This is a genomic window from Chitinophaga polysaccharea (genome assembly GCF_902150045.1).
GTDB classification, from domain to species: domain Bacteria; phylum Bacteroidota; class Bacteroidia; order Chitinophagales; family Chitinophagaceae; genus Chitinophaga; species Chitinophaga polysaccharea_A.
This window is the reverse complement of record NZ_CABFVU010000004.1, coordinates 1-20,346: the sequence shown is the minus strand read 5'-3', so window position 1 is coordinate 20,346 and position 20,346 is coordinate 1. Positions and strand designations below refer to the sequence as shown.

The window sequence follows — 20,346 nt, the reverse complement described above, 5'->3', positions numbered from 1 at the left end:
TTCCAATAATTTTTTTATTTAATTCCCCAATTCTTCGCGGGCTGGCTACCCATTTCCAGTACCAGGGTTCCGCCGGCGGTAATATCAGCATGATCAATATAGCAGTGAGGGTATGGTTTCCCGTTTAACCAGGCTCGCTGGATATAGCGGTTAACAGGTGAATTATTACGGGTGGTGATCACAAACTGTTTACCTTTTGCGTAAGCAGGATCAAGAGAGATGGCAATGCTGTTGAACACGGGGCTGGTGATCTCATACCGGGGACTTCCGGGGCACAGGGGGTGTAATCCGCTGGCAGCCAGTACATACCAGGCGGACATCTGCCCTACATCTTCATTCCCTACCAGTCCTTCTACGGAATTATGATAAGCGCGGGCGCAGATTTCACGGGTCCATCGCTGGGTAAGCCAGGGTACGCCCAGGCGGTTGAACAGGAAAGGCACATGATGCACCGGCTCATTGGCGTGATTATAATAATCGTTCCACATCATATTTTCCGGTACTTTCTCAAAAAACAACTCCAGGTCGGACAATACTTTTTTCTTTCCGCCCATGAGGGCTACCATACCCGGTACATCCTGCGGTACAAACCAGCCTTGCTGATAGGGGCTGCTTTCAATAGTGCCATAGCCCTGTCGCATGCGGCCATCTTCCGGCCAGGGTTGCCAGCTGCCATCATCGTTGCGGGGACGGAACCAGCCTTTTGCTGTATCAAATACATTCCTGTAATTGGCGCCACGGGCCAGGTATATTTTCTCATCGTCTTTCTTACCAAGTGAGCCGGCAAGTTTGCCCAGGCACCAGTCGAAGTAAGCATATTCCAATGTGAGCGATACGCTTAACCCACCGGTGGAATATCCTTTGCTGCCATTGCCAAATTTCTCCACGGAATTTTTGGCGAAGGCATATCCTTTATTGATATCAAATCCCCGTATTCCCTTTGCCCAGGCATCGGCCATTACAGATACGGCAGGGTTGCCAATCATGCAGCCGCTGTAAGCATTCAGGAATTCCCAGCGCTCCAGGTAGTGGTTGCCTGTTTCATCTGCCAGCGTTACCAGCGAATTTAGCATGTCGTTCACCACATGCGGATTAATGATGGTTTGCAACGGCATCTGGCTTCGGAATACATCCCAGCCACTGAAGATGGTGCGTTTGCTGAAGTTTTTAACAGCATGTGCTTTCCCATCTCCCCCAATATATTTTCCATCCACATCAGAAAAATTACGCGGGTCGATCATGGTATGATACAGCGCTGTGTAAAACACTTTCTTTTCCTCTTCCGTACCACCGGTGATCGTCATTTTCCCCAGGGCTTTGTTCCATGAATCAAACGCCTGTTGCTTTACCCTGTCAAAGTTCCAGTCTTTTATTTCCGTTTCCAGGTTATTTTTTGCGCCTTCAATACTTACGAAAGAAATACCTGCTTTCATCAGTACTGCTTCCTGTTCCGTGGTGGAAAATTCTGTGTAGAAGCCAAGATGTTTACCTGCTTTTTCTTTCGTACCGGGTGTTACTGCGGCCTTTGCGATTTGTTGCTGGTAGCGGGCGCTTTCAACATCTTCGCGTTTGCGCGACCATCCGTCGGGGATATCGGCGCTCCAGGTACCATATTTTGAAAGCGGTTTGCTGAATTGTGCATAGAAGTAAACGGTGTAATTGGCTTTTCCATCGCCATTGCCCCAGCCGCCGCCTTCCGGTGTGCATTGCATATAGCCGGCAATGGTACTGTCGTTGATCACTTTTACCTCCTGCCAGGTGGAAGTACCTCCTACCCTGCGGGCCAGGTCAATTTGAATGCGCGACTGCCCATTAGCTGGAAAGGTAAAGCGCATGATGCCGCTATGTGGCGCGGCAGTCATTTCCGCGGCAATATTATGTTCCGTTAACTTAACACTGTAATACCCCGCGCTGGCTTTTTCGGTTTGTTTGGAATAGGGGGAACGGTAGCCTTCTTCCGGATGTTGCCGGCTGCCTGCAGCCGTTTGCAACGGACCGGTGGCGGGCATCACGAGGAAATTACCCAGGTCGCCAAACCAGCCTATGCCGCTCATCTGCGTAAAGGCAAACCCTTCTATGGTAGTATGCTCATAACTATATCCTGAGCCATTATCACCGCCGGTAATGGTATTGGGGCTGAGCTGCACCATACCAAAAGGCGTGGCGGCCCCGGGAAAAGTTTTCCCAAGACCGTGATAAATACCTGCTGCGCCTTCACTGGTGCTGGCACCTATAAAGGGATTCACATATGCAGCCGGGCCCTGTGCCTGGCCGCTGACAGTGGCAAATAAAAGGGCTGAAAAAAATATGGAAGCAGTTTTCATCTTTACAATTTAACGATCTCAATTTTATGGAGGGCCGGTTTATTGATGGTGTAGATCAGGTGAACGATCGTATCAATTTCCTGCTGCCATACAGCACGCAGTTCCTTATACATGGCGGTTTCGTAGATTTCTTCGTGATGCCGCAATGCCCAGTCTGATTTCGTATAGGCGCGGGCGCTATCCAGTGCAGCGGCATTATCCTGCAATAGTAAATGCTTTTTATCAAAGAAGTTGCTCTGCACCCAATAGTAGCTGCGGAACCGGCTTTCCACCTCTGCACGGCGAAGGTTGAGCTGCATCACAGACAGTGCCTGTTTATACTGCGGCGTTTCGGGAACGGTAGCCAGGTTGATGCCCTGTGTAAATGCGCCGGCGGACCATTTACCAACAGAATGACCATCTATCAGTAAAGTATAATCCCCGGAAGATAATCCATCTACCTGTAATATTTCCCTGTTAAAATCTTCTGTGAAAGGGATCCAGTTCAACGCATCGGATTGTTTCTGGTTGTTGCCCCAGATGCGGGCCACCGTATCAATTGGAAAAGGCAATGAAGCAGCCAGGTAACCGAAGCTCACTTTACCGGCAGATGCATTCAGCTGGCTGATATTGCAATTCACCGCCTGCTGTAATTTACCATTTGCTGCGTTGATATGTACTTCCGCCACCGGTTTACCGCTCAGGCCCTGGCTTTTCAGGAAAAGGGAGGCCATTACCAGGTGGCCTGCATTACCCGGATGTATGCGGTCGGAACCTATCATGGTAAAAGTGGAATCCTTTTGTTGCAGCTGTTCATTAATGGCAGTCATAGGACGGAAAAGATCTGTAAAGGCCCAGTTATTTTTCCGGGCTGCCTCTTCCTGGAATTTCACGATTTCCAGCATGGCTTTATGTTTACCGGGAAAAATATTCCTGTTGAACTTCGAAGTCTCGTCATAAGGCGACGAAGACATCAGTACTTTTTGTATGGCCGGTAATTTCAAAAGCCGTTGTTCTATCTGCCCGTAACTGCGGCGGGAAGCTGCAATCCGCTCCGCGGCGGTTTTAGCCGCATCGCTGTTGTTGAACTCAAAATAACCGGTATCATTCATCCCGAAAGTAAGCACCAGCACACTCGGCTTTTTAGCCAGTACATCATATTCAAGGCGGCGGTAAATATCTGATGCTTTATCTCCCCCGATTCCACCATTCATGATCACCATTTTTCTACCCGGGAAATGGGTCATATAGTAGAGATAGATGTAAGAAACATAGGCGCCTGCTTCGGTAATACTGTTACCTACAAACACCACGCGATCGTTTTGCTGAAAGGGTTTTACCTGCGCCTGTGCAAACACGGCAGCAACACTTAACCCAAAGGAATACAATAGCTTTTTCATATAGTAGTTTAATAATTTACAGATACATTTTTCAGGCGGATGGTGCGGATACCAAAACGTGGTATGCCCAGGCGGATAATTGTTTTACCGGATGCTTTTCTTTGTGGCAGTATTTTTCCTGCATCCCCATTCAGTTGTTCCATCACAGCGGCTGTGGCGGCGCCGTTGAAGGTGAGCAAACTTTCGCTGTTGTTCCCACCAGGGTTATACAACCTGATCAGCAGATCCTTCCCATCCATGAGCAGGGCAGATACCTGCCAGTGCTTATTCTGCACAGCAAGTAATGAAAAATCCCTACTCCCTTTTGCCGGCAATACCTGCAACGGTTCGCACCAGCCGGTTTCCTCGTTACTGATGCCGCCGGTTTCCCAGTTGCCTTTATGAGGCACAATGGCATAGCTTACTTCCGTAGGCCCCGTAATATCGTAATTACGGCCCCAGAGCGCCCGGCCGGCGTATTGCAGGGTAAGGCCCAGCGGGTAATCCTTACCGTGCACATAGCTGGAAGTATGATCGGTGAGCAAGGCCAGGCCATTGTTACCATCGGTTACATCCACCCAATGCAGGATCACATTATTCCTGATACTGTCCCAGCTGCTGAAAAAAGTGTTCTCCAGGCGGCTGTTGGTCACATCAAAAGGCGCGTCTTTGCTTAGCTGTTGTGTTGTAAGATGAAGCGGGAACAATACCTGCAGTTTACAGCTGTCGTTATAAAATGCCTTCTGATATGCTTCTGCACTGTAATTATCTGCCTGTGAATATGCACCTATACCAGGATTGCCTTTCCAGTCTATTTTTACTTTCATATCAATTCTCCGCTGGCCGTTGGTGAATATTACCTGTTGTGTAAAAGGATGCCCGGCAATAAAACCGTTGATCTCAACAGATGTACGTGCCTTATTGTGTTCCGTGGTACGCACAGTGGCAACGGTGTCCATACTGGAGCGCCATGCGTTTTCATTGTAAAAATATCCTCTCAGTTCATTGAATCCGCGGCTGTTTCTTTTGTCTACCATTTCCTTGCCGGTGGCTTTCACTACCAGGCTGGTGATAACGCCACCCCTTGCGGGATCTATTTCTGCGTGGTAGAGATCTGTTTCTATTTGAAGAAGATGATCTTCTTCGCGTACCGGCCGGCTGTTTTTCCCCGTTGCCGGCTGCAGCTTATAAACGCTGAACCCCATGGGGGGCACCGTTGCTTTAATTCGCCCCTGCTGTGTTTCCACCGGCTTGCCTTTACTGTTGGTCACTTCCCATTGCCGGCCTTCCGGCAACTGCACCCATTCACTGCGGGGTTGTGCTGTAGTGTTCAATACACGGATGTATGTTGCTTCGCGGTTGTTTTGTTGTAAGATGTTATTGCTTACGAAGAGGGTGTTATCTGTCCAATGCTGTACTTTATCGATCCATGTATCGCCTTTGCGGCCATTGTAGGGAACAATCCAGCAATCGTGGTGCTGGGCCAGCAGCAATGTTTTCCAGGCCGTATCCAGTTGTTGCCGGGGCCAGGCAGTGTTATCACAGAGCGTGGCGATGGCCGCATACTTTTCTGCGTTTACCAGTTTATTTTCTGCGGCTCTCACCTGCTGCGCAATACGTTGCAATACCTGTGCGCCCCATACCAGGCTTACCTGTATATCTTCCTGGCTTACTTTCCATACCGGTACATTACTGTGGTTAGCGATGTTGCCGATATAATTCCGCCAGGTTTCATATTTCGCGTGTTGTTTCAGCCAGGGACCGTTGCGCCAGCCGGCGTCCTGCAGGCACATGCCTACGGGGTGTGCAATACCCGCAGCGCGGGCAGAATGTATATATTCCCTGCCGTTATTCCAGGCAGTGGTTTGCCAGGTGGAATTAGGCAGCAGGGCTTCTGAACTGTAGCGGGGCACGGTGAGCAGCTGGCTCCCATCAGGGCCCTGCCATTGTACCAGTTCACCGCCAAAGGCGCGGGTGTAGCCACCCCAGCAGGTATTGGGATTTTTCAGGGAAGCGTATTTAAACCCGAATGAGCGCAGTACCTGCGGCAGGGCGCTGGTAAAGCAGGGTTCTTCACTTGAATAGGTAGTAAATACGGCGCCGGGGAAATGTTCTTTCAGTTTTTGTATTCCATAGCTGAACTGCCGTATCATGCTTTCACCGGAGCCGGTATACAAATAGCTCTGGCCATAGGCAGGATTTACATATTCAATGCGGCCGCCGGCCGATTGGTCGGCAAACAAGTGTTTGAAGCCGGCATATGCTTCCGGTTCTTCCGCCCTTACCCTGTCCCAGGTTTCAGGCTCTATTTCCAGGTTAATTTTCCAGTAAGGGTTTGCCTTCAGCTGGCTGATTACAAATTGCGTATACCCATGGGGGTAGTGCCCGTAAACGCCACCGTGATAGCCATCAATAAAGTAATGCTCCTGGGCAAAAGATGTCTGTGCCGCAGCGGTGAGTAAAGCCGCCAGGCAAATATTCTTCAGTTTCATGCTGTTGTTAAAGGGCCAAGTCCGGGTTCTTCTGAACTTCAGCTAATGGTAATGGAAATTGAAAATCTGTTTCTTCGAAACTCCGCAGGTGATTCGGGGCTTTGTACCCAACCAGGCTGGTCATGCTGCCACGCGCCACATCAAAGGCTTTGCGGGTACGCAGCATATCGTACCATGTCTGGAATTCAAAACAAAGTTCCCAGTATCTTTCCTTCAGAATATCATCTGTTGTTAATGTAGTTGGTTTAGGCTCCGCAGGAAATGCCCGGTGGTGTACCGCATAAAATGCATCGATCGCAGTAGCATCTGATGTAGTACCTCCGTCAACAACGCTTTTTGCTTCTGCACACAGCAGCAATATATCTGCATAACGTATCAGCGGGAAATTAGCGCCGGAGCGGCCGGTCTTCTCTGCTTCATCATCCCAGAACTTAAAAACATAAGGATCGGGGAAGAAAACTGTTTCTGCCGGATTACCGTAACGCGTATGTTTGGTATAGAAAAAAGCCTGCTCCTGTTTACGTTCATCGTTAGCTGCGAATGAATTATAAAATGCAGCAGTGGGCGCCATTGCTCCACCGTAGGCCGACTGTATGGAAATGGGCTGGCTTGGATATGGCAGGTATGCCCAGTGAATGTTGCTCACCGCCACAGTGGGGTGGCGCTGCAGCATGAAAATATGCTCCCTCGTATTCTGCACTACCGGGTTACGCAGATCGCTGTATTGTTCAAACAGTGAGAACTGGTGGCTGTCTACCACTTCCATCGCCTTATCGTAGGCAAGCTGGTAATAAGGTTTCCCTTTCTGCAACGGGTAGCCGGCCATGGTAATGTATACCTTTGCCAGCAATGATTTCACTGCGCCCAGGCTTACATGCCCGCTCTGGTCTATCCACGGAAGCCCTGCGTTTTCCGCTGCTTTCAGGTCTTTCACGATCTGTTCGTACACTGCTTCTTTAGGAGAACGGCGTATCCTTACATCGTTGATATCTTTGGTAGTTGTAAGTTTCAGGGGGATATCGCCAAAAAGCCGTACTGCCTGGAAATAATACCATGCCCGCAGGAAATACGCTTCGCCGAGATAACGTTGTTTTGTTATTTCATCAACTACAGAAGTGATGCTTACGTTTTCGATCACGCTGTTGCAATTCTCCACGGGATAATAGGTGGCATTCCACCATCCCTGCAATCTTGAGTTGGCGTTATCGAGCCGGTCTAACCGCAGGAACTGGTCGTCTTCAAACCCTGATGGCCTTGGCCTGCGGCTGTACCCGGTGATGTATTCCAGCGAATACACGGGGCTTACTGCTACGCCGATGTTGATCACAAAGGGCGTGGCAAGGCCGTCGTACGTACCGTTCACCGCAGCGCTCACCTGTTCAGGCGTTTTATAGTAGTGCGACTGGTTGAGAGAACCGGAGGGCTCTTCTTCCAGGAATTTGTTACAGGAAGAAACCAGTAGTATCATCCCCAACATTACCAGTTGTTTCATATTTCAACTCCTTTTCAGAATGTAACATTCAGTGTAAACGACAGCGTTTTTGCTTTCGGATACTGGTACAGATCCACTCCCTGGTTAAAGTCGCCATCGAATGAGGAGGCTTCAGGATCGTACCCTTTATATTTTGTGAACAGGAAATAGTTTTCCGCACTGGCGGTGATCACGGCAGATTTGATATGATACCGTGCGAGCCAGTCTTCCTTCAGCCGGTACGCCAGTGCAATATTGCGTATACGGAGGAAAGTGCCTTTTTCTATATAATAGCTGTCCATTTCATTATCGAGCCCGTCCTGTGGCAGCCGCAGTGCTGCGTTCATGCCTCCCTGGTGTTGCGGCGTCCATGCGTTGAGCAGGTTGCTGTAACTATTCGTAGTGGGCGCAGCGTTTTCCATGATCATCCTGGTAAAGTTTGCCAGGCTATGGCCATAGATCGTTTGCAGATCTACCAGCAGGGAAAATTTTTTATAGGTAAATGTGTTTGTCATACCTGCTTCAAAATCGGGCATGCCGTTGCCAAGCACGGTACGGTCGTTGGCATCTTTCACTTTATTATTATTCAGATCTGCATACTTCAGATCCCCGGGCTTTTTACCATAGGTGGCTGCTTCCGCCGCTTCATCTGTTCCCCAGGTACCCAGCCGGCGGTAACCATAAAATTCATTCAGCGGACGGCCTTCCATGATACGCCCTGCCCAGGGATACATGATATCGCCGTTCAGTTCCAATACGCGGGAGCGGTTCATGGAATAGATCAGCGAGGTATTCCATGAGAACTGTTTACGCCGGATGTTGTTGGTGACCAGCGATAGCTCCAGTCCCCTGTTACGAATGGAACCGATGTTATCATACACCCCTTCATAACCGGTGGTGGCGGGCATCAGCCGGTAATACAGCAGGTCTTTGGTTACACGGTTATACACATCGCCGGTGAACTGTATCCTGTTATCGAAAAGGGAAACATCCAGTCCAATATTCAGCTGGTGGGCTTTTTCCCATTTAAGGTTCCTGTTGCCCAGCGCGGACAATGTAACTGCCGGCGCCACCTGGCCATTGAATGCCACCTGGCTGCTTCTCAGCTTGTCCTGCGTTACATAATCACCAATATCTGCATTGCCCACAATGCCATAGCTGCCGCGTATCTTCAGGTCGCTAATGCTGTGCACATCGCGCAGGAACGGTTCTGAAGATAAACGCCATGCCCCCGAGAAGCTGGGGAAATAGCCGTATACGTTATTGGCGCCAAAGCGCGAGGAGCCATCTGCGCGGAAAGAAAACCCGAACAGGTAACGGCTGTCGTAGTCGTAATTGAACCGCATATAATACGAGTTCATCGCCGTATTACTTGTTCCCGACTCCGGCTGTTGCGGCACCAGCCCTGTTTGCAGGCTGTTATAGGAAAAGAAATCATCAAAGAAACCTTCGCTTCCCGCCTTAGTGCTCATATTCCCGAAATAATACCAGCTGGCCCCGGCAACAGCTGTTACCTTATGTTTACCGTACTGGTTGTTCCAGGTCAGGTAGTCTTCCGTAGTCCAGGAACCTGAGTTCCCATTTGTGCGTGTAGCCACGCCCTGTTGCGTATCCGAATACCCGCGGATATCACGGCCGGAGTAATACAGGTTGTAGGTAGCGCCGGTTTGTCCGCTCAACCCTGCGGTAATATGCAGTTTGCTGTTCAGGCGAATGGTTGTTACCAGGTTGCCCATGGTATATGTTTTCCCTGCTACTGACTTCACTTCCCTCATTAATCTCACCGGATTTTCAGATTCTTCTGCACCGGGATAATCCCCTTTGCGGGAATAGGTACCGTCGGCATATTGCACCGGGAGAAAAGGCAGGAACTCATAGATCTGCCGTACTGCATTCAGCCCGAATGTATTGATGTCTACATTATTCTGTTTTGACGCCCCGCTGTTGATCACCGCCTGTACATGCAGCCACCTGGACACATCCCAGCCGAGGTTAATAAACCCGTTCACCTGTCGTGAGTAGCTGTTGATGAGAATACCCTGCTGATCGTTGTAAGAAAGATTGACCAGTGCGGAGAAGCCATCCTTTCCGGCCGACAGCGACAGGGAATGCTCATGCGACACTGCCAGGCGGCTTGCTTCCTCCTGCCAGTCGGTATTATATTTCGGAGAGCCGTCGGCGTTAAACAATTCTTCCTTCCGTACAAACTGCCATGACGGATCCAGGTGCGGCGCTGTGCGGCCGGGCAGGTATTCGTATTCCCGCTTAAACATTTCCAGTGCCTGGCCGGCATCCATCAGTTTCACTTTGCGGGCCAGCGTACCAAAGCTCACTGTATTGCGGAATGTAACACCCGGGCTGCTTTTAGTGCCTTTCCTGGTGGTGATCACGATCACCCCGTTGGATCCTCTCGCTCCATAAATGGCGGAGGCGGCAGCATCTTTCAGCACATCCACCGATGCTACGATGTTGGGATCAATGATCAGCGGATCGGCTCCCACTATACCATCCACCACGTACAACGGGCCATTGTAGGCATTGATAGAACCGGTGCCTCTTATTTTTACGATAGGATTGCCACCGGGCTTACCGGAATTCATCATCACGCTTACCCCGGCTACTTTTCCCGCCAGTCCCTGCATCAGGTTCATGGTAGTAGGGCGTTCCTTTATGGCATCGCCACTTACCGTACCGATGGCGGTAGTAAGCTTTTCCTTGCTGGAAGTACCGTAGCCGATCACCACTACTTCCTTCAGGGAAGAATATCGCGGCGAGAGGGACACATACAACATGTTCACTCTTTCCACCGGGACTTCCTGTTCACCGAAACCCGGTAGGGCAAAACGCAGGGTATCTCCCTGTTCCGCATGGATACTGAAGGTGCCATCTGCATCCGTCATCAAACGGGGCGGCGCTCCTTTCCGCATCACGTATACACCGGACAAAGGGTTGCCGTTGGTATCAGTGACCCTGCCTGTCAGTATCGAGGCCTGGTTTGCAGGCTGCGGTTCTTTCCGTGTGATAAGTATGTTCCTGCCGCGTAATTCATATTGCAATCCTGCCGGCAGAAGTTTCAGCACCTGGTCCACGGAAATATTTCTTTTATTAACAGTTACTTTTCCACTTTTTGTGATGTCGGAGGGACTGTATACAAACCTGAATGTAGTAGCTGCTTCCACCTGTTCAAACACTTTATCGAGCGTTTCGCCGGTAACATGTACATCTACCACGGTGTGTTTCAATTCTTCGGTTACGCCGGATTGCGCAGTTATGCGCGGCGGGTACAGGCAGCACAATACCAGCACCAGGCAGGTAAACCACCCGGGCACCATGTGCAGGCACTCCGCTGTTTTCACTTTCATAACCCGAATTTATCACGCCCTAAGGCTAACCCCATCCGTTTTTATTTATTTGGTTGTCCCTTTTTTATATACCAGGTATTCGTTGCTGCCGGGCTCCTGCCGGTAGCTGCACCCATAAATTTCGCATAGCATGCCCAGCACGTTCTTAAACGGTACGTTGGCATCAAACCGTGCGGTGATCAATGAATTGGCAATCTGTTCACTGGCAAACCGGATACGTACATTATACCGGCGTTCCAGTTTATAGGCGATATCGCGGAACAGGGCTTTCTTAAAGATCAGCTGCCCCTGTGTCCAGGCGCTGGCATCTGCTGCGGCGATATCATTCTTTTCCAGTTGGTCCGTTGCAGTGTGATAAACCGCCTGCTGGTTGGCAACAAGTGTGGCAGTGTTATTCCCGTTATTGCCTACGGCTATTTTACCACTGGCCACTGTTACGGTTACTTTTGCCGACGGCGTATAGGCATCGATGTTAAAACTGGTACCAAGCACATTCACCTCCAGTTTACCGGCATGCACCAGGAAAGGATCGTTCTGGCGGGAAGTTACTTCAAAATATCCTTCTCCCTCCAGCCAGATCTCCCGGGCTTTATGTTCCTCATATTTTACTTTACTGTCTACATTCAGCCATACCAGGCTGCCATCCGGCAGGGTGATCTTTTTAATGCCGTCTCCCCCGGTTTGCGCTGTTACCATTGCCTTTGCAATTTGAGGCCGGGCGCTGCGTTCGCGGGCCAGGTAAAAACCTCCTGCAGCGATGAGTAGGGCGATCGTAGCGGCTACCAACCAGCGAACAGACCTATGGCTCACCTTCATCCGCGGTTCAGCATCCTCCACCTGGCGGCTGATGCGCAGGAAGATCAGTTGTTCCAGCGCAGTGCGTTGCTCAGGGTTGAATTGCGAAGTGAGGCCCGGATCATTTTCGAAAGACCTGTACCAGCTGTCCACCTCACTGATTTCTTTATCAGTGGCAGTACCGTCCAGGTATTTATCCAATAATTCTTTTAACCGGGTGTTATTCATATCCATAAGTCTCTCTAACATTAGACACCTGAAAAATGGCTTACCGCCATTATAGGCCAAAATAGTTTGAAATCTGCCCACACATCAGCAACAGCGACACGAGGCACCAGAGCAGTAAATAATGATATTGCTTCAGGTGCGAGCGTAATATTTTCAGGGCTTTTACCATATGCTTCTCCACTGTATTCACCGAAATATTGAGCTGCCGGGCAATATGCTGGTACGAGAGCTGCTCTCTCCTGCTCAGGTAAAATACTTCGCGGCACTTCTCAGGCATGCTGGCGCAGGATTCATCGATGTGCCGCTGCAGTTCCTTCAGCTGCAGGGTGCTGGCGGCGTCGGACTGGTAAAGACCGCTGTCGTTCAGCACATGCTGCTGGTAAGTGTTACGCACCAGTTGTGAGCGTATATTATTCAGTATCCTGTTTTTCAGCGAGGTATGCAGGTAATTACGAAGCGAGGTATTAAGGGAAATGGTATCCCTTTTCAGGTAAAGGTCTACCAAAAGATTTTGAACAAGCTCCATGGCCGCTTCCTGCACTTTTACACGCCGGTAGGCGGCGTCCAGCAACTCCTGCCAGAAGCGTTTGTAGATATCCTCAAACGCGTCTTTGTGCCCCTGCTTCACCAGCAGGAACAACTCTTCATCTGTATACGTGGAAAAATCTTTTCGCATCGGCATCAATTCGAACTACGGGCTAATTTAATCGTTTCGCCACTATTTTCTTAATGCCGTACGAAAATTACCGGCAGCCGCGTTTTCAGCGACTGCTCAGTGAAAAAGGTTTATCCTCATTGGCAGTGCCCCGGTTAACCGCCGGTTGGTTGCCCATTTCCAGGTGGAGTATACCTCCGTTCATGATATCGGCATGCCGCAGCCAGTTATGCGGCCAGGGCTTGCCATTGAGCGTGGCCGACTGGATATACACATTCTCCGGGCTGTTGTTGCGGGCTTCCACTACAAACTGTTTCCCGTTTTCAAGTGTCACCGTCATTTTCGGGAACAGTGGGCTGCCAATCACATATTGATCCGTGCCGGGGCATACACTATAGAAGCCCATGGCGCTCATGACGTACCACGACGACATCTGGCCCTGGTCTTCATCTCCCGGGTACCCGTTTTCACCCGCGCTGTATAATTTCTCCATTACTTTCCTGACATGCGCCTGTGTTTTCCAGGGCTGCCCCGCGTAATTATACAGGTAAATCATATGTTGTATAGGCTGATTGCCGTGTGCATACTGCCCCATATTGGCATTTACCATTTCCGTCATTTCATGGATCATTTGTTTGTACCAGCCCACGTTCACTTTATTGGGCGCGCTGAATACGGAATCCAGTTTTGTAATAAAAGGCACATCGCCTCCCATCAGGCGGATAAGGCCTTGTATATCGTGGAACACTGACCATTGCCAGTGCCAGGCGTTTCCTTCGGTATAAGGGCCACCCCATTCGTAAGGATCAAAATTTTCCAGCCAGCTGCCATCCAGCTTGCGACCACGCATAAACCCGGTCGCAGAATCGTACAGGTTCTTATAATTATACATGGTGCGACCGAAAACATATTGGTAGAAATCATTACCGGTGAGTTTCGCCAACTGGTAACCACAGAAGTCGTCGTAAGCATATTCCAGTGTTTGCGAGGTACTGCCATGGGATTCCGGGAAGCTTACATAGCCCAGCTGGTAGTATTCCTTCCATCCGGCGCGGCCATTGGCACCGCCCCAGGGGCCCTTATTCATGGCTTCATGAAAATAGGCGTCCAGCGCTTTTTTGGGGTCAAAGGTCCTGATACCTTTTACCCAGGCATCGGTTAAGAGTGAGATAGCGTGGTTGCCCAGCATACCGCCTGTTTCACCGGGAAACGACCAGGCCGGGAACCAGCCGCATTGTTGCTGCGCATCCAGCAGCGCCTGCATATAGCGCCCTTCCATGGTGGGATGCAGGATGGTGTTTAAAGGGAACTGCGCGCGGAAAGTGTCCCAGAAACCATTATCGGTGTACATGTAGCCGTTATGCACTTTACCGTCATAAGGACTATAATAATAAGGTTCTCCTTTGCTGTTGTATTCAAAAAAGATATGTGAGAAAAGATTTGCGCGAAACAGGCAGGAATAAAAAGTGGCTTTGTCTTTTTCTGATCCGCCTTCCGCCAACACTCTGCCAAACAGGGTATTCCATATTTTTGCAGCTGCAGCTTTTGTTTGTTCCAGCCTGGTAAAGGATTTAAGCTCCTGCTGCCAGGTAAGCTCCGCCTGTTCCGGACTAATATAGGAAGATGCAACCCTTGCCTGTACCGTAGCGCCGTTTTTAAAACGGATATATGCGCCGGCGCCTTTTCCTTCTGCCGACAGGCTATCTGCAAAAACCCGGTTGTTTACGTTCTCCCAGGTGCCACTGCCTTCGAAGGGCTGATCGAACACGATGACGAAATAATTCTTAAACCCTTTTGGTATAAAGCGCCCGTTGGTGACGTACCCGGTGATCTTTCTCTCTGCCGGGAATATCTGTACACCGCTTAATGCGTTATACCCATCCAGCACCACATAGGCCGGCTTTTTGGCGGGAAAGGAAAAACGCAGGTGAGCGCCTCTTTCAGTGGGCGATAATTCGGTGGTAATATTATTGGCCAAAGTTACCTTGTAGTAATCCGGGCGGGCTATTTCATTGGCATGACTGAACGTGGTGGCACGTTCGTTTTCCCCTACTGTAAGTTTCCCGGTAACCGGCATGAGGCTGAACACGGCGTAATCGCCTACCCATGGGCTGCACTGGTGCGTTTGCTGAAAACCCCGGATGGTATTTGCCTTGTACTGGTATTTCCAGCCATCGCCGTTTTTGCCTGTTTGTGCAGACCAGGCATGCATGCCAAAAGGCAATGCCGTAGAAGGATGAGTGTTACCATTGCTGAGCGCAAACTCAGAATTGGTTCCCTGTAAGGTATTGGCGTAAGACACCAGCTCATTTCGCTGGGCCGTTACTGCAAGCGTGGAACTGCAAAATAAAATAGTGAACAACCGGCGGGTGTTGCTGATACGTGGTAACTGCATTGTTTATACATCTGCTTTACAACTAGACACCCCCGGAGCCGGTTACCGCCACTTGCAGACAATTTTTATATCAGTTACCGTATTCTTTCTTCAATCTTTTTTCAAACACAAATGGCACAAAAGGCAACAGCGATCCCACGAAAAAGCCTGCCACGCGGAGGATGCTCCATTTGTATTTTATCCAGCAGGCAAGCAGGAGTACAACAAACAGGATAAATAGTACGCCATGCGCCCACCCGAAATATTTTACCGGTTCAGGAAAAGAGAACAGGTATTTCAATGGCATGGCTATAAATAATAAGATGAGATAAGAAATCCCTTCGATCAGCGCTGTTTTACGATATAAGTTTATCATCTTATAAAAAATCTAAAGGCCTTTAACCCCTGTTAAAATAATTGCCCGAAGATAAGTTAAGAAGCGGACTTTGATCCCCATATTTAATCCGGATTTCTTTGTACGGAATTATAACAATAACTATATTCGCGGCCTGATATGAATGCAATCATTAATACAGTTTAACCCTTTTCAATAATAAAAACCTTTATTTATGTCTGTTTATGCACGATTCGGCATCGTATGCGCTGCAAGCCTGTCATTTGCCCTGACCTCGAATGCACAATTAAAATTAAACACTAAAACACTTGGCGCCGGCGCTAAAGCAGTGAAAGCTGCCACGCTTAGCGACGACGATGTGATCAGATATACCAAAGAGTATATCCAGTGGATGGATGAACACAACCCCGTAGCCCCCTCCGATGATCCGATGGCACAGCGCCTGAAAAAACTAACCGACCCCGTAACCGGTTATGAGGGCATGAACCTTAACTTTAAGGTATACCTGGTAAGGGATATCAATGCCTTTGCCTGTGCAGATGGCAGTGTGCGCGTGTGTGCCGGCCTATTACAAACCATGACGGACGATGAAGTAATGGGTGTAATAGGACATGAAATTGGGCATGTAAAAAACAAGGACTCCAAAGATGCGTTCAAAACAGCGCTGATGACCTCCGCACTGAAAGACGGCGTTTCTTCACAAGGCGGTACTGCGGGGGCACTGAGCGATTCCCAGCTGGGCGATTTAGGAGAAGCAGTGGCCAATTCTGCTTATTCCCGTAACCAGGAAAGCCAGGCGGATAGTTATGGTTATGAATTCCTGAAAGCGGCGAAGCTCAATCCATGGGGCATGTCTATGGCTTTTGAAAAATTGTGGAAAGCATCACAGGAAAGCAGTGGTGAAAAAAAGAAAGGCTCCCAGTTATTCTCTTCTCATCCCGATACAGAGAAAAGAATGAACACCATGGCCGAGAAAGCGAAGAAAGATGGCTATGAAAAACCAGTGGTAGCTACGAAATAATTTTTTTTATGAAGATATAGCCAGGCGGGATCAATAGGTATCCCTCCTGGCTATATTATTTTTTTGAAAGAATACAATATGCCTGGTGGTACCTGGCCTGAAGCCGGCAGCACACCTGCTGTTACCCACAACATGGAAAAAAACCGGCAATTTGCTCAAACTCTTCCACAATACCCTTCCTGCTTTTCCATCGCAACAGCTATTCCTCGTACAGGTATCATTTATGCAGTAGATTCCCAAAAGCCAGGATTATGTTTATAGAAGCAGCATTAAACGGTTCAAGGTCCAAAGCAGACCATCCCAACATCCCCATCACCACAGAAGAGCTTGCAGCCGCCGCCAAAAACGCGGTATTGGCCGGCGCCGGCGCCATCCATTTCCATGTGCGCGACCACAATGGCAAAGAAACACTGGAAGCAGCCTTTGTAAATGAACAGATAAAAGCGGTAAAGGCAGCAGTGCCTGATATCCCTGTAGGCATCAGTACCGGCGCATGGATAGAACCCAACATCAGTAAGCGATTGGAGCTGATCCGCCAGTGGGAAATACTGCCCAATTTTGTATCCATCAATGGGCATGAACCCGGGTTTGAACAGGTGGTACAGGCAATACTTGAGAAACAGATCGGTGTGGAAGCAGGGCTTAACGGTGCAGAGGCCGTGGAAAACTTCATCAGCAAGGGTTTACTGAAGGAATGCTTCCGCCTGCTGATTGAACCGGAAGAACAGGAACTGAACATGGCCCTGGCAACGGTGAAAGCTATTGAAGACCAACTTACGGATAAACTACCTCATCAAACAGTGGTGTTACATGGTGTGGATAACACCTGCTGGGAAATACTGAAAGTAGCCAAATATAAGGGATACGATCTGAGGATAGGATTTGAAGATACTTTACACGATCCTTCCGGCGCCATTGCGGAAAGCAATGAAGCATTGGTGAAAGCCGCATTCCACTGGGATTTGTAAAATGATTATTCCAGGCTCAGCACATTAGCGCCCAACGGTTCTTCAAATACCCGTTCCAGCCGCTGCGGATGTACAATAATAGTTATCTCCAGCGATCCGGTGCTCACGGTGCCGCCGAGCATATGTCCGCCGAAGGCGCTAAAATCCTTACCGGTAACGGTTCCATGCGTATGCAGTGACACCTTTCCTTTCTGCCAGGCAATAGACCCGTTCATACCGGCCAGCTCCATATTATTAAAATCCTTCGGCTCATATTTCTTTGTATCCCGGTTAAAATAACCGAAAGTAACATTCACAAATCCAAACCCGGTGAAACTGGCGGAAGGGATCTTTTCCTTTTCTGCAAAGGCTTCCAGCTGTTTAAAAATATCATCTCCCTGCCTGAGCACCATCAGGTAACCGGTGCTGGTTTTAACGTAGCGGGTGGTATCCTGCGCAGTAGCTGTAGCCATGAAGAACAAGTTGATGAGTGAAATGAGTATTGTTTTCATATGAAGAAGCACTGCATTTAGCATGCCATCTGCACTCCTTCGGAGGTCATAATTACCCGTTTCATTGTGTCGTCGCCGTTATAATACAGGTAATCGATGCATACAGAACGCCTGTGACTGCCGCCGTTCTTCAACCCTCCATTGTGATAAATAAAATAAGACCTGTCTTTGAAATCAATGATTGCCGGCCGGTTTGTTTCACAATTCCCTGCCAGCTCATTTAGTATTCCCTTAAACTCCCAGGGACCTTCTATGTTACGGCTCATGGCGTAAGCTACTTTTTCCGGCATCTGGTAGCCATAGGAAAGGTAATACCAGCCATTGCGCTGGTGTATGTGAGCGCCTTCTTCAAATCCAGGCAGATCCAATGTGTTTATAGGACCATCCAACTCCACCAGGTTGCTTTTTAATTTTGCATAAAAACATTGTTTGTTGCCCCAGAAGATATATGCCGGCCCGTTATCGTCCACTATTACAGACGGATCCAGGTTAGCTTTTTCATGCACATGGGAAGGCAACATATCAAGAGTAACCAGCGCCGATCCGCGGGCATCTTTAAACGGACCTGATGGGTTATCCGCTTCGGCTACGCCAATGGCAGAACCTTTAATGGAAGCATGCGCCACGGCTACATACCAATAAAACTTACCATTATGTGCTATTACCTTTGAAGCATAGGCATTGCCGCTGGCCCAGGAGAAATCAGTGGCTTTCAGTGGTACCGGATGCTCTGTCCATTCTGCGAGGTTGGTGGATGAAAAGCAGAGCCATTCGTTCATTATGTAGGCTTCCGTTCCGGGCGGCGCTTCATCATGGCCGGTGTACAGATATACGGTATCGTTATGGACCAGCGCGGTAGGGTCGGCGGTGAATTTATGGCGGATGATGGGATTGTTGGATTGCATGTTTTTTTTGAATGGGCGGAGCGATAATTGTGCCAGGCAAAATACGAATGCCATAACTTCACCGATGTTATTCAATCTGTAATCCCCTTCTCTTTTGCTTGTCTGATCCAAACTTCGGCAACCCGTTCATTTTTTGGTATACCAATTCCATAATAATAACATCTTCCAACTTCATATATAGCTTGCTTATCACCGGTTAATGCAGCATTCAAATAACATTCAAATGCTTTTTTATAATTCTTCCTGGCTCCATTCCCGGTTTCATAACAAACAGCCAAATCAAAATAGGCACTACTATAATTGCCCTCTATAGCACTCAGGAAGTATTCCACCGCTAAAAATGGATTTTTCTTCACGAAGGTGCCATACAGGTACCATGTGCCAATAGCATAAAGTGCCTCTGCATTTCCCATATTCGCAGACTGTTGCAGAAAACCAAAAACAATCTGCAAATCAGGGGATTTCTTCTGCATTTCGCCAAAAGCTTTTCGAAGTAAAATATCTCCTTTTGCCATTTTATCCTTTTTTATTTTTGTAGTTTTTTACTCAGTTCGTTGTCGGTGGCGTTGATGTTGTTGGTGGTGTTGGTGGAGCTTCTGCTGGAGGTGTTGATGCCGGTGGCGGCCCGGGAGGAGGGCTTGACGCAGGAGGCTTAGTAGGCTTCACTGGTTTAGCAGGTTTAGGAGGCCAAGGTCCTTTATGCCCCGCAGGCCGACGTCTGGGAGGCTGATCCATACCTTTTGATCCCTGTCTATTTCGTTGATTAGTCGCAGCTCCCTTCTCATGTTTACCCTTGGTACTTCCTCTCGCTCCAGATGTATGCTCGGCACCGCCTGCTTTTCCCCAATCAGGCTTCTTGCCCTTAGTATTCACCGTTGAGGGAGGTACCACTACAGGAATAGGGGCCGGAGCTTGTAAAGGAACCGGTATAGGCTCCAAGGGAACTGGGGTTGGTTGTGCTGCAGATGGTTTGGGACTTAAAACGACTGGAATAATCTCACCTACACGGGTCATATTATCATATCGTTCAGCATCTTCCCCATCCCAACCAAACGCAGATGCAGGTGTATTATAATGTCCTCCAGTTATCGTATGATTAATACCATTAATTAATCCCGCAACACTAATCCAAAACCCTCTAACTCCTGTAGGCGGATCATCATCAGGTTCATCACCAAGAAAATCAGCATAACTGGTTGGATTGTCATAATTAGATGCATAAGGTGACCAAGCCTCCATATCCTCAATTTTAGGATCTATTTGACTCCATTTTCCAATTTGCGGATCAAGGGTCCTAAAAAAGGCGTCATATTGATTCAAGTCTAAATCTGTCGTATGCTCTATGCCGTTATACTCCTTTCTGTTTTTGGGATAATCCATCCCCTTCAACGCATTCGAACTAATCCCTGCCATTGTCAACCCAAACGGATAATAATAGCGTCTCCTCCAACACCGGTCTCAAAGAACTTCTACCACTAAAAATAACGGATTTTATTTTTTCATATGAAAGAAAAAAATCTGATCGGTCATAAAACGCGATCACCGTC

Annotated in this window: 15 protein-coding genes; 2 read left to right on the top strand and 13 right to left on the bottom strand. The window is 48.7% G+C overall.

What is annotated here, in order from left to right; genetic code table 11:
- Positions 1 to 14: 14 nt before the first annotated feature.
- From FN124_RS24925 to FN124_RS24885, 9 genes are all read right to left on the bottom strand, one after another.
- The gene (locus FN124_RS24925) at positions 15 to 2,324 is read right to left on the bottom strand and encodes a GH92 family glycosyl hydrolase (RefSeq protein WP_142687518.1); all 2,310 of its coding nucleotides are present in this window, start codon (positions 2,322 to 2,324) and stop codon (positions 15 to 17) included.
- Between the two features lie 2 nt (positions 2,325 to 2,326).
- Positions 2,327 to 3,703 carry an SGNH/GDSL hydrolase family protein gene (locus FN124_RS24920; protein WP_142687517.1) on the bottom strand — a complete coding sequence of 459 codons (1,377 nt, stop codon included), beginning with the start codon at positions 3,701 to 3,703 and terminating at the stop codon, positions 2,327 to 2,329.
- An 8-nt stretch (positions 3,704 to 3,711) separates the two neighbouring features.
- Entirely contained in the window at positions 3,712 to 6,174 is a 2,463-nt protein-coding gene (locus FN124_RS24915) for a glycoside hydrolase family 38 C-terminal domain-containing protein (RefSeq protein WP_142687516.1), read from the bottom strand.
- 7 nt (positions 6,175 to 6,181) lie between these two features.
- Positions 6,182 to 7,666: a RagB/SusD family nutrient uptake outer membrane protein gene (locus FN124_RS24910; protein WP_142687515.1), complete on the bottom strand. Its 1,485-nt coding sequence runs from the start codon at positions 7,664 to 7,666 to the stop codon at positions 6,182 to 6,184.
- Between the two features lie 14 nt (positions 7,667 to 7,680).
- Positions 7,681 to 11,007: a TonB-dependent receptor gene (locus tag FN124_RS24905; protein WP_142687514.1), complete on the bottom strand. Its 3,327-nt coding sequence runs from the start codon at positions 11,005 to 11,007 to the stop codon at positions 7,681 to 7,683.
- A gap of 45 nt (positions 11,008 to 11,052) precedes the next feature.
- A complete protein-coding gene (locus FN124_RS24900; RefSeq protein ID WP_142687513.1) occupies positions 11,053 to 12,051 on the bottom strand; it encodes a FecR family protein in 999 nt (332 codons plus the stop codon).
- Positions 12,052 to 12,079: 28 nt separating this feature from the next.
- Positions 12,080 to 12,706 (bottom strand): RNA polymerase sigma-70 factor, encoded by a 627-nt coding sequence (locus FN124_RS24895; RefSeq protein ID WP_185937363.1) that lies wholly within the window; start codon positions 12,704 to 12,706, stop codon positions 12,080 to 12,082.
- 85 nt (positions 12,707 to 12,791) lie between these two features.
- A complete protein-coding gene (locus tag FN124_RS24890; RefSeq protein ID WP_142687511.1) occupies positions 12,792 to 15,080 on the bottom strand; it encodes a GH92 family glycosyl hydrolase in 2,289 nt (762 codons plus the stop codon).
- A gap of 70 nt (positions 15,081 to 15,150) precedes the next feature.
- Positions 15,151 to 15,435 carry a DUF3817 domain-containing protein gene (locus FN124_RS24885; RefSeq protein ID WP_142687510.1) on the bottom strand — a complete coding sequence of 95 codons (285 nt, stop codon included), beginning with the start codon at positions 15,433 to 15,435 and terminating at the stop codon, positions 15,151 to 15,153.
- A 193-nt stretch (positions 15,436 to 15,628) separates the two neighbouring features.
- Here FN124_RS24885 and FN124_RS24880 point away from each other — a divergent pair, with 193 nt between their 5' ends.
- Both FN124_RS24880 and FN124_RS24875 read left to right on the top strand, forming a co-directional pair.
- On the top strand, positions 15,629 to 16,435 hold the full coding sequence (locus FN124_RS24880; RefSeq protein WP_142687509.1) for a M48 family metallopeptidase: 807 nt from the start codon (positions 15,629 to 15,631) through the stop codon (positions 16,433 to 16,435).
- A gap of 251 nt (positions 16,436 to 16,686) precedes the next feature.
- Positions 16,687 to 17,403 carry a 3-keto-5-aminohexanoate cleavage protein gene (locus tag FN124_RS24875; RefSeq protein ID WP_142687508.1) on the top strand — a complete coding sequence of 239 codons (717 nt, stop codon included), beginning with the start codon at positions 16,687 to 16,689 and terminating at the stop codon, positions 17,401 to 17,403.
- A gap of 5 nt (positions 17,404 to 17,408) precedes the next feature.
- Here the strand turns inward: FN124_RS24875 and FN124_RS24870 are convergent, their stop codons facing one another.
- The 4 genes from FN124_RS24870 to FN124_RS24855 are packed head-to-tail and all read right to left on the bottom strand — an operon-like array spanning position 17,409 to position 20,179.
- The gene (locus FN124_RS24870) at positions 17,409 to 17,894 is read right to left on the bottom strand and encodes a PPC domain-containing DNA-binding protein (protein WP_142687507.1); all 486 of its coding nucleotides are present in this window, start codon (positions 17,892 to 17,894) and stop codon (positions 17,409 to 17,411) included.
- Positions 17,895 to 17,911: 17 nt separating this feature from the next.
- Positions 17,912 to 18,853 (bottom strand): glycoside hydrolase family 43 protein, encoded by a 942-nt coding sequence (locus FN124_RS24865; protein WP_142687506.1) that lies wholly within the window; start codon positions 18,851 to 18,853, stop codon positions 17,912 to 17,914.
- A 17-nt stretch (positions 18,854 to 18,870) separates the two neighbouring features.
- Positions 18,871 to 19,314, bottom strand: coding sequence for a tetratricopeptide repeat protein (locus FN124_RS24860; RefSeq protein ID WP_142687505.1), 444 nt, complete (start codon positions 19,312 to 19,314; stop codon positions 18,871 to 18,873).
- 31 nt (positions 19,315 to 19,345) lie between these two features.
- Complete coding sequence (locus FN124_RS24855; RefSeq protein WP_142687504.1) at positions 19,346 to 20,179, bottom strand: hypothetical protein; 834 nt, start codon at positions 20,177 to 20,179, stop codon at positions 19,346 to 19,348.
- Between the last annotated feature and the right edge of the window lie 167 nt (positions 20,180 to 20,346).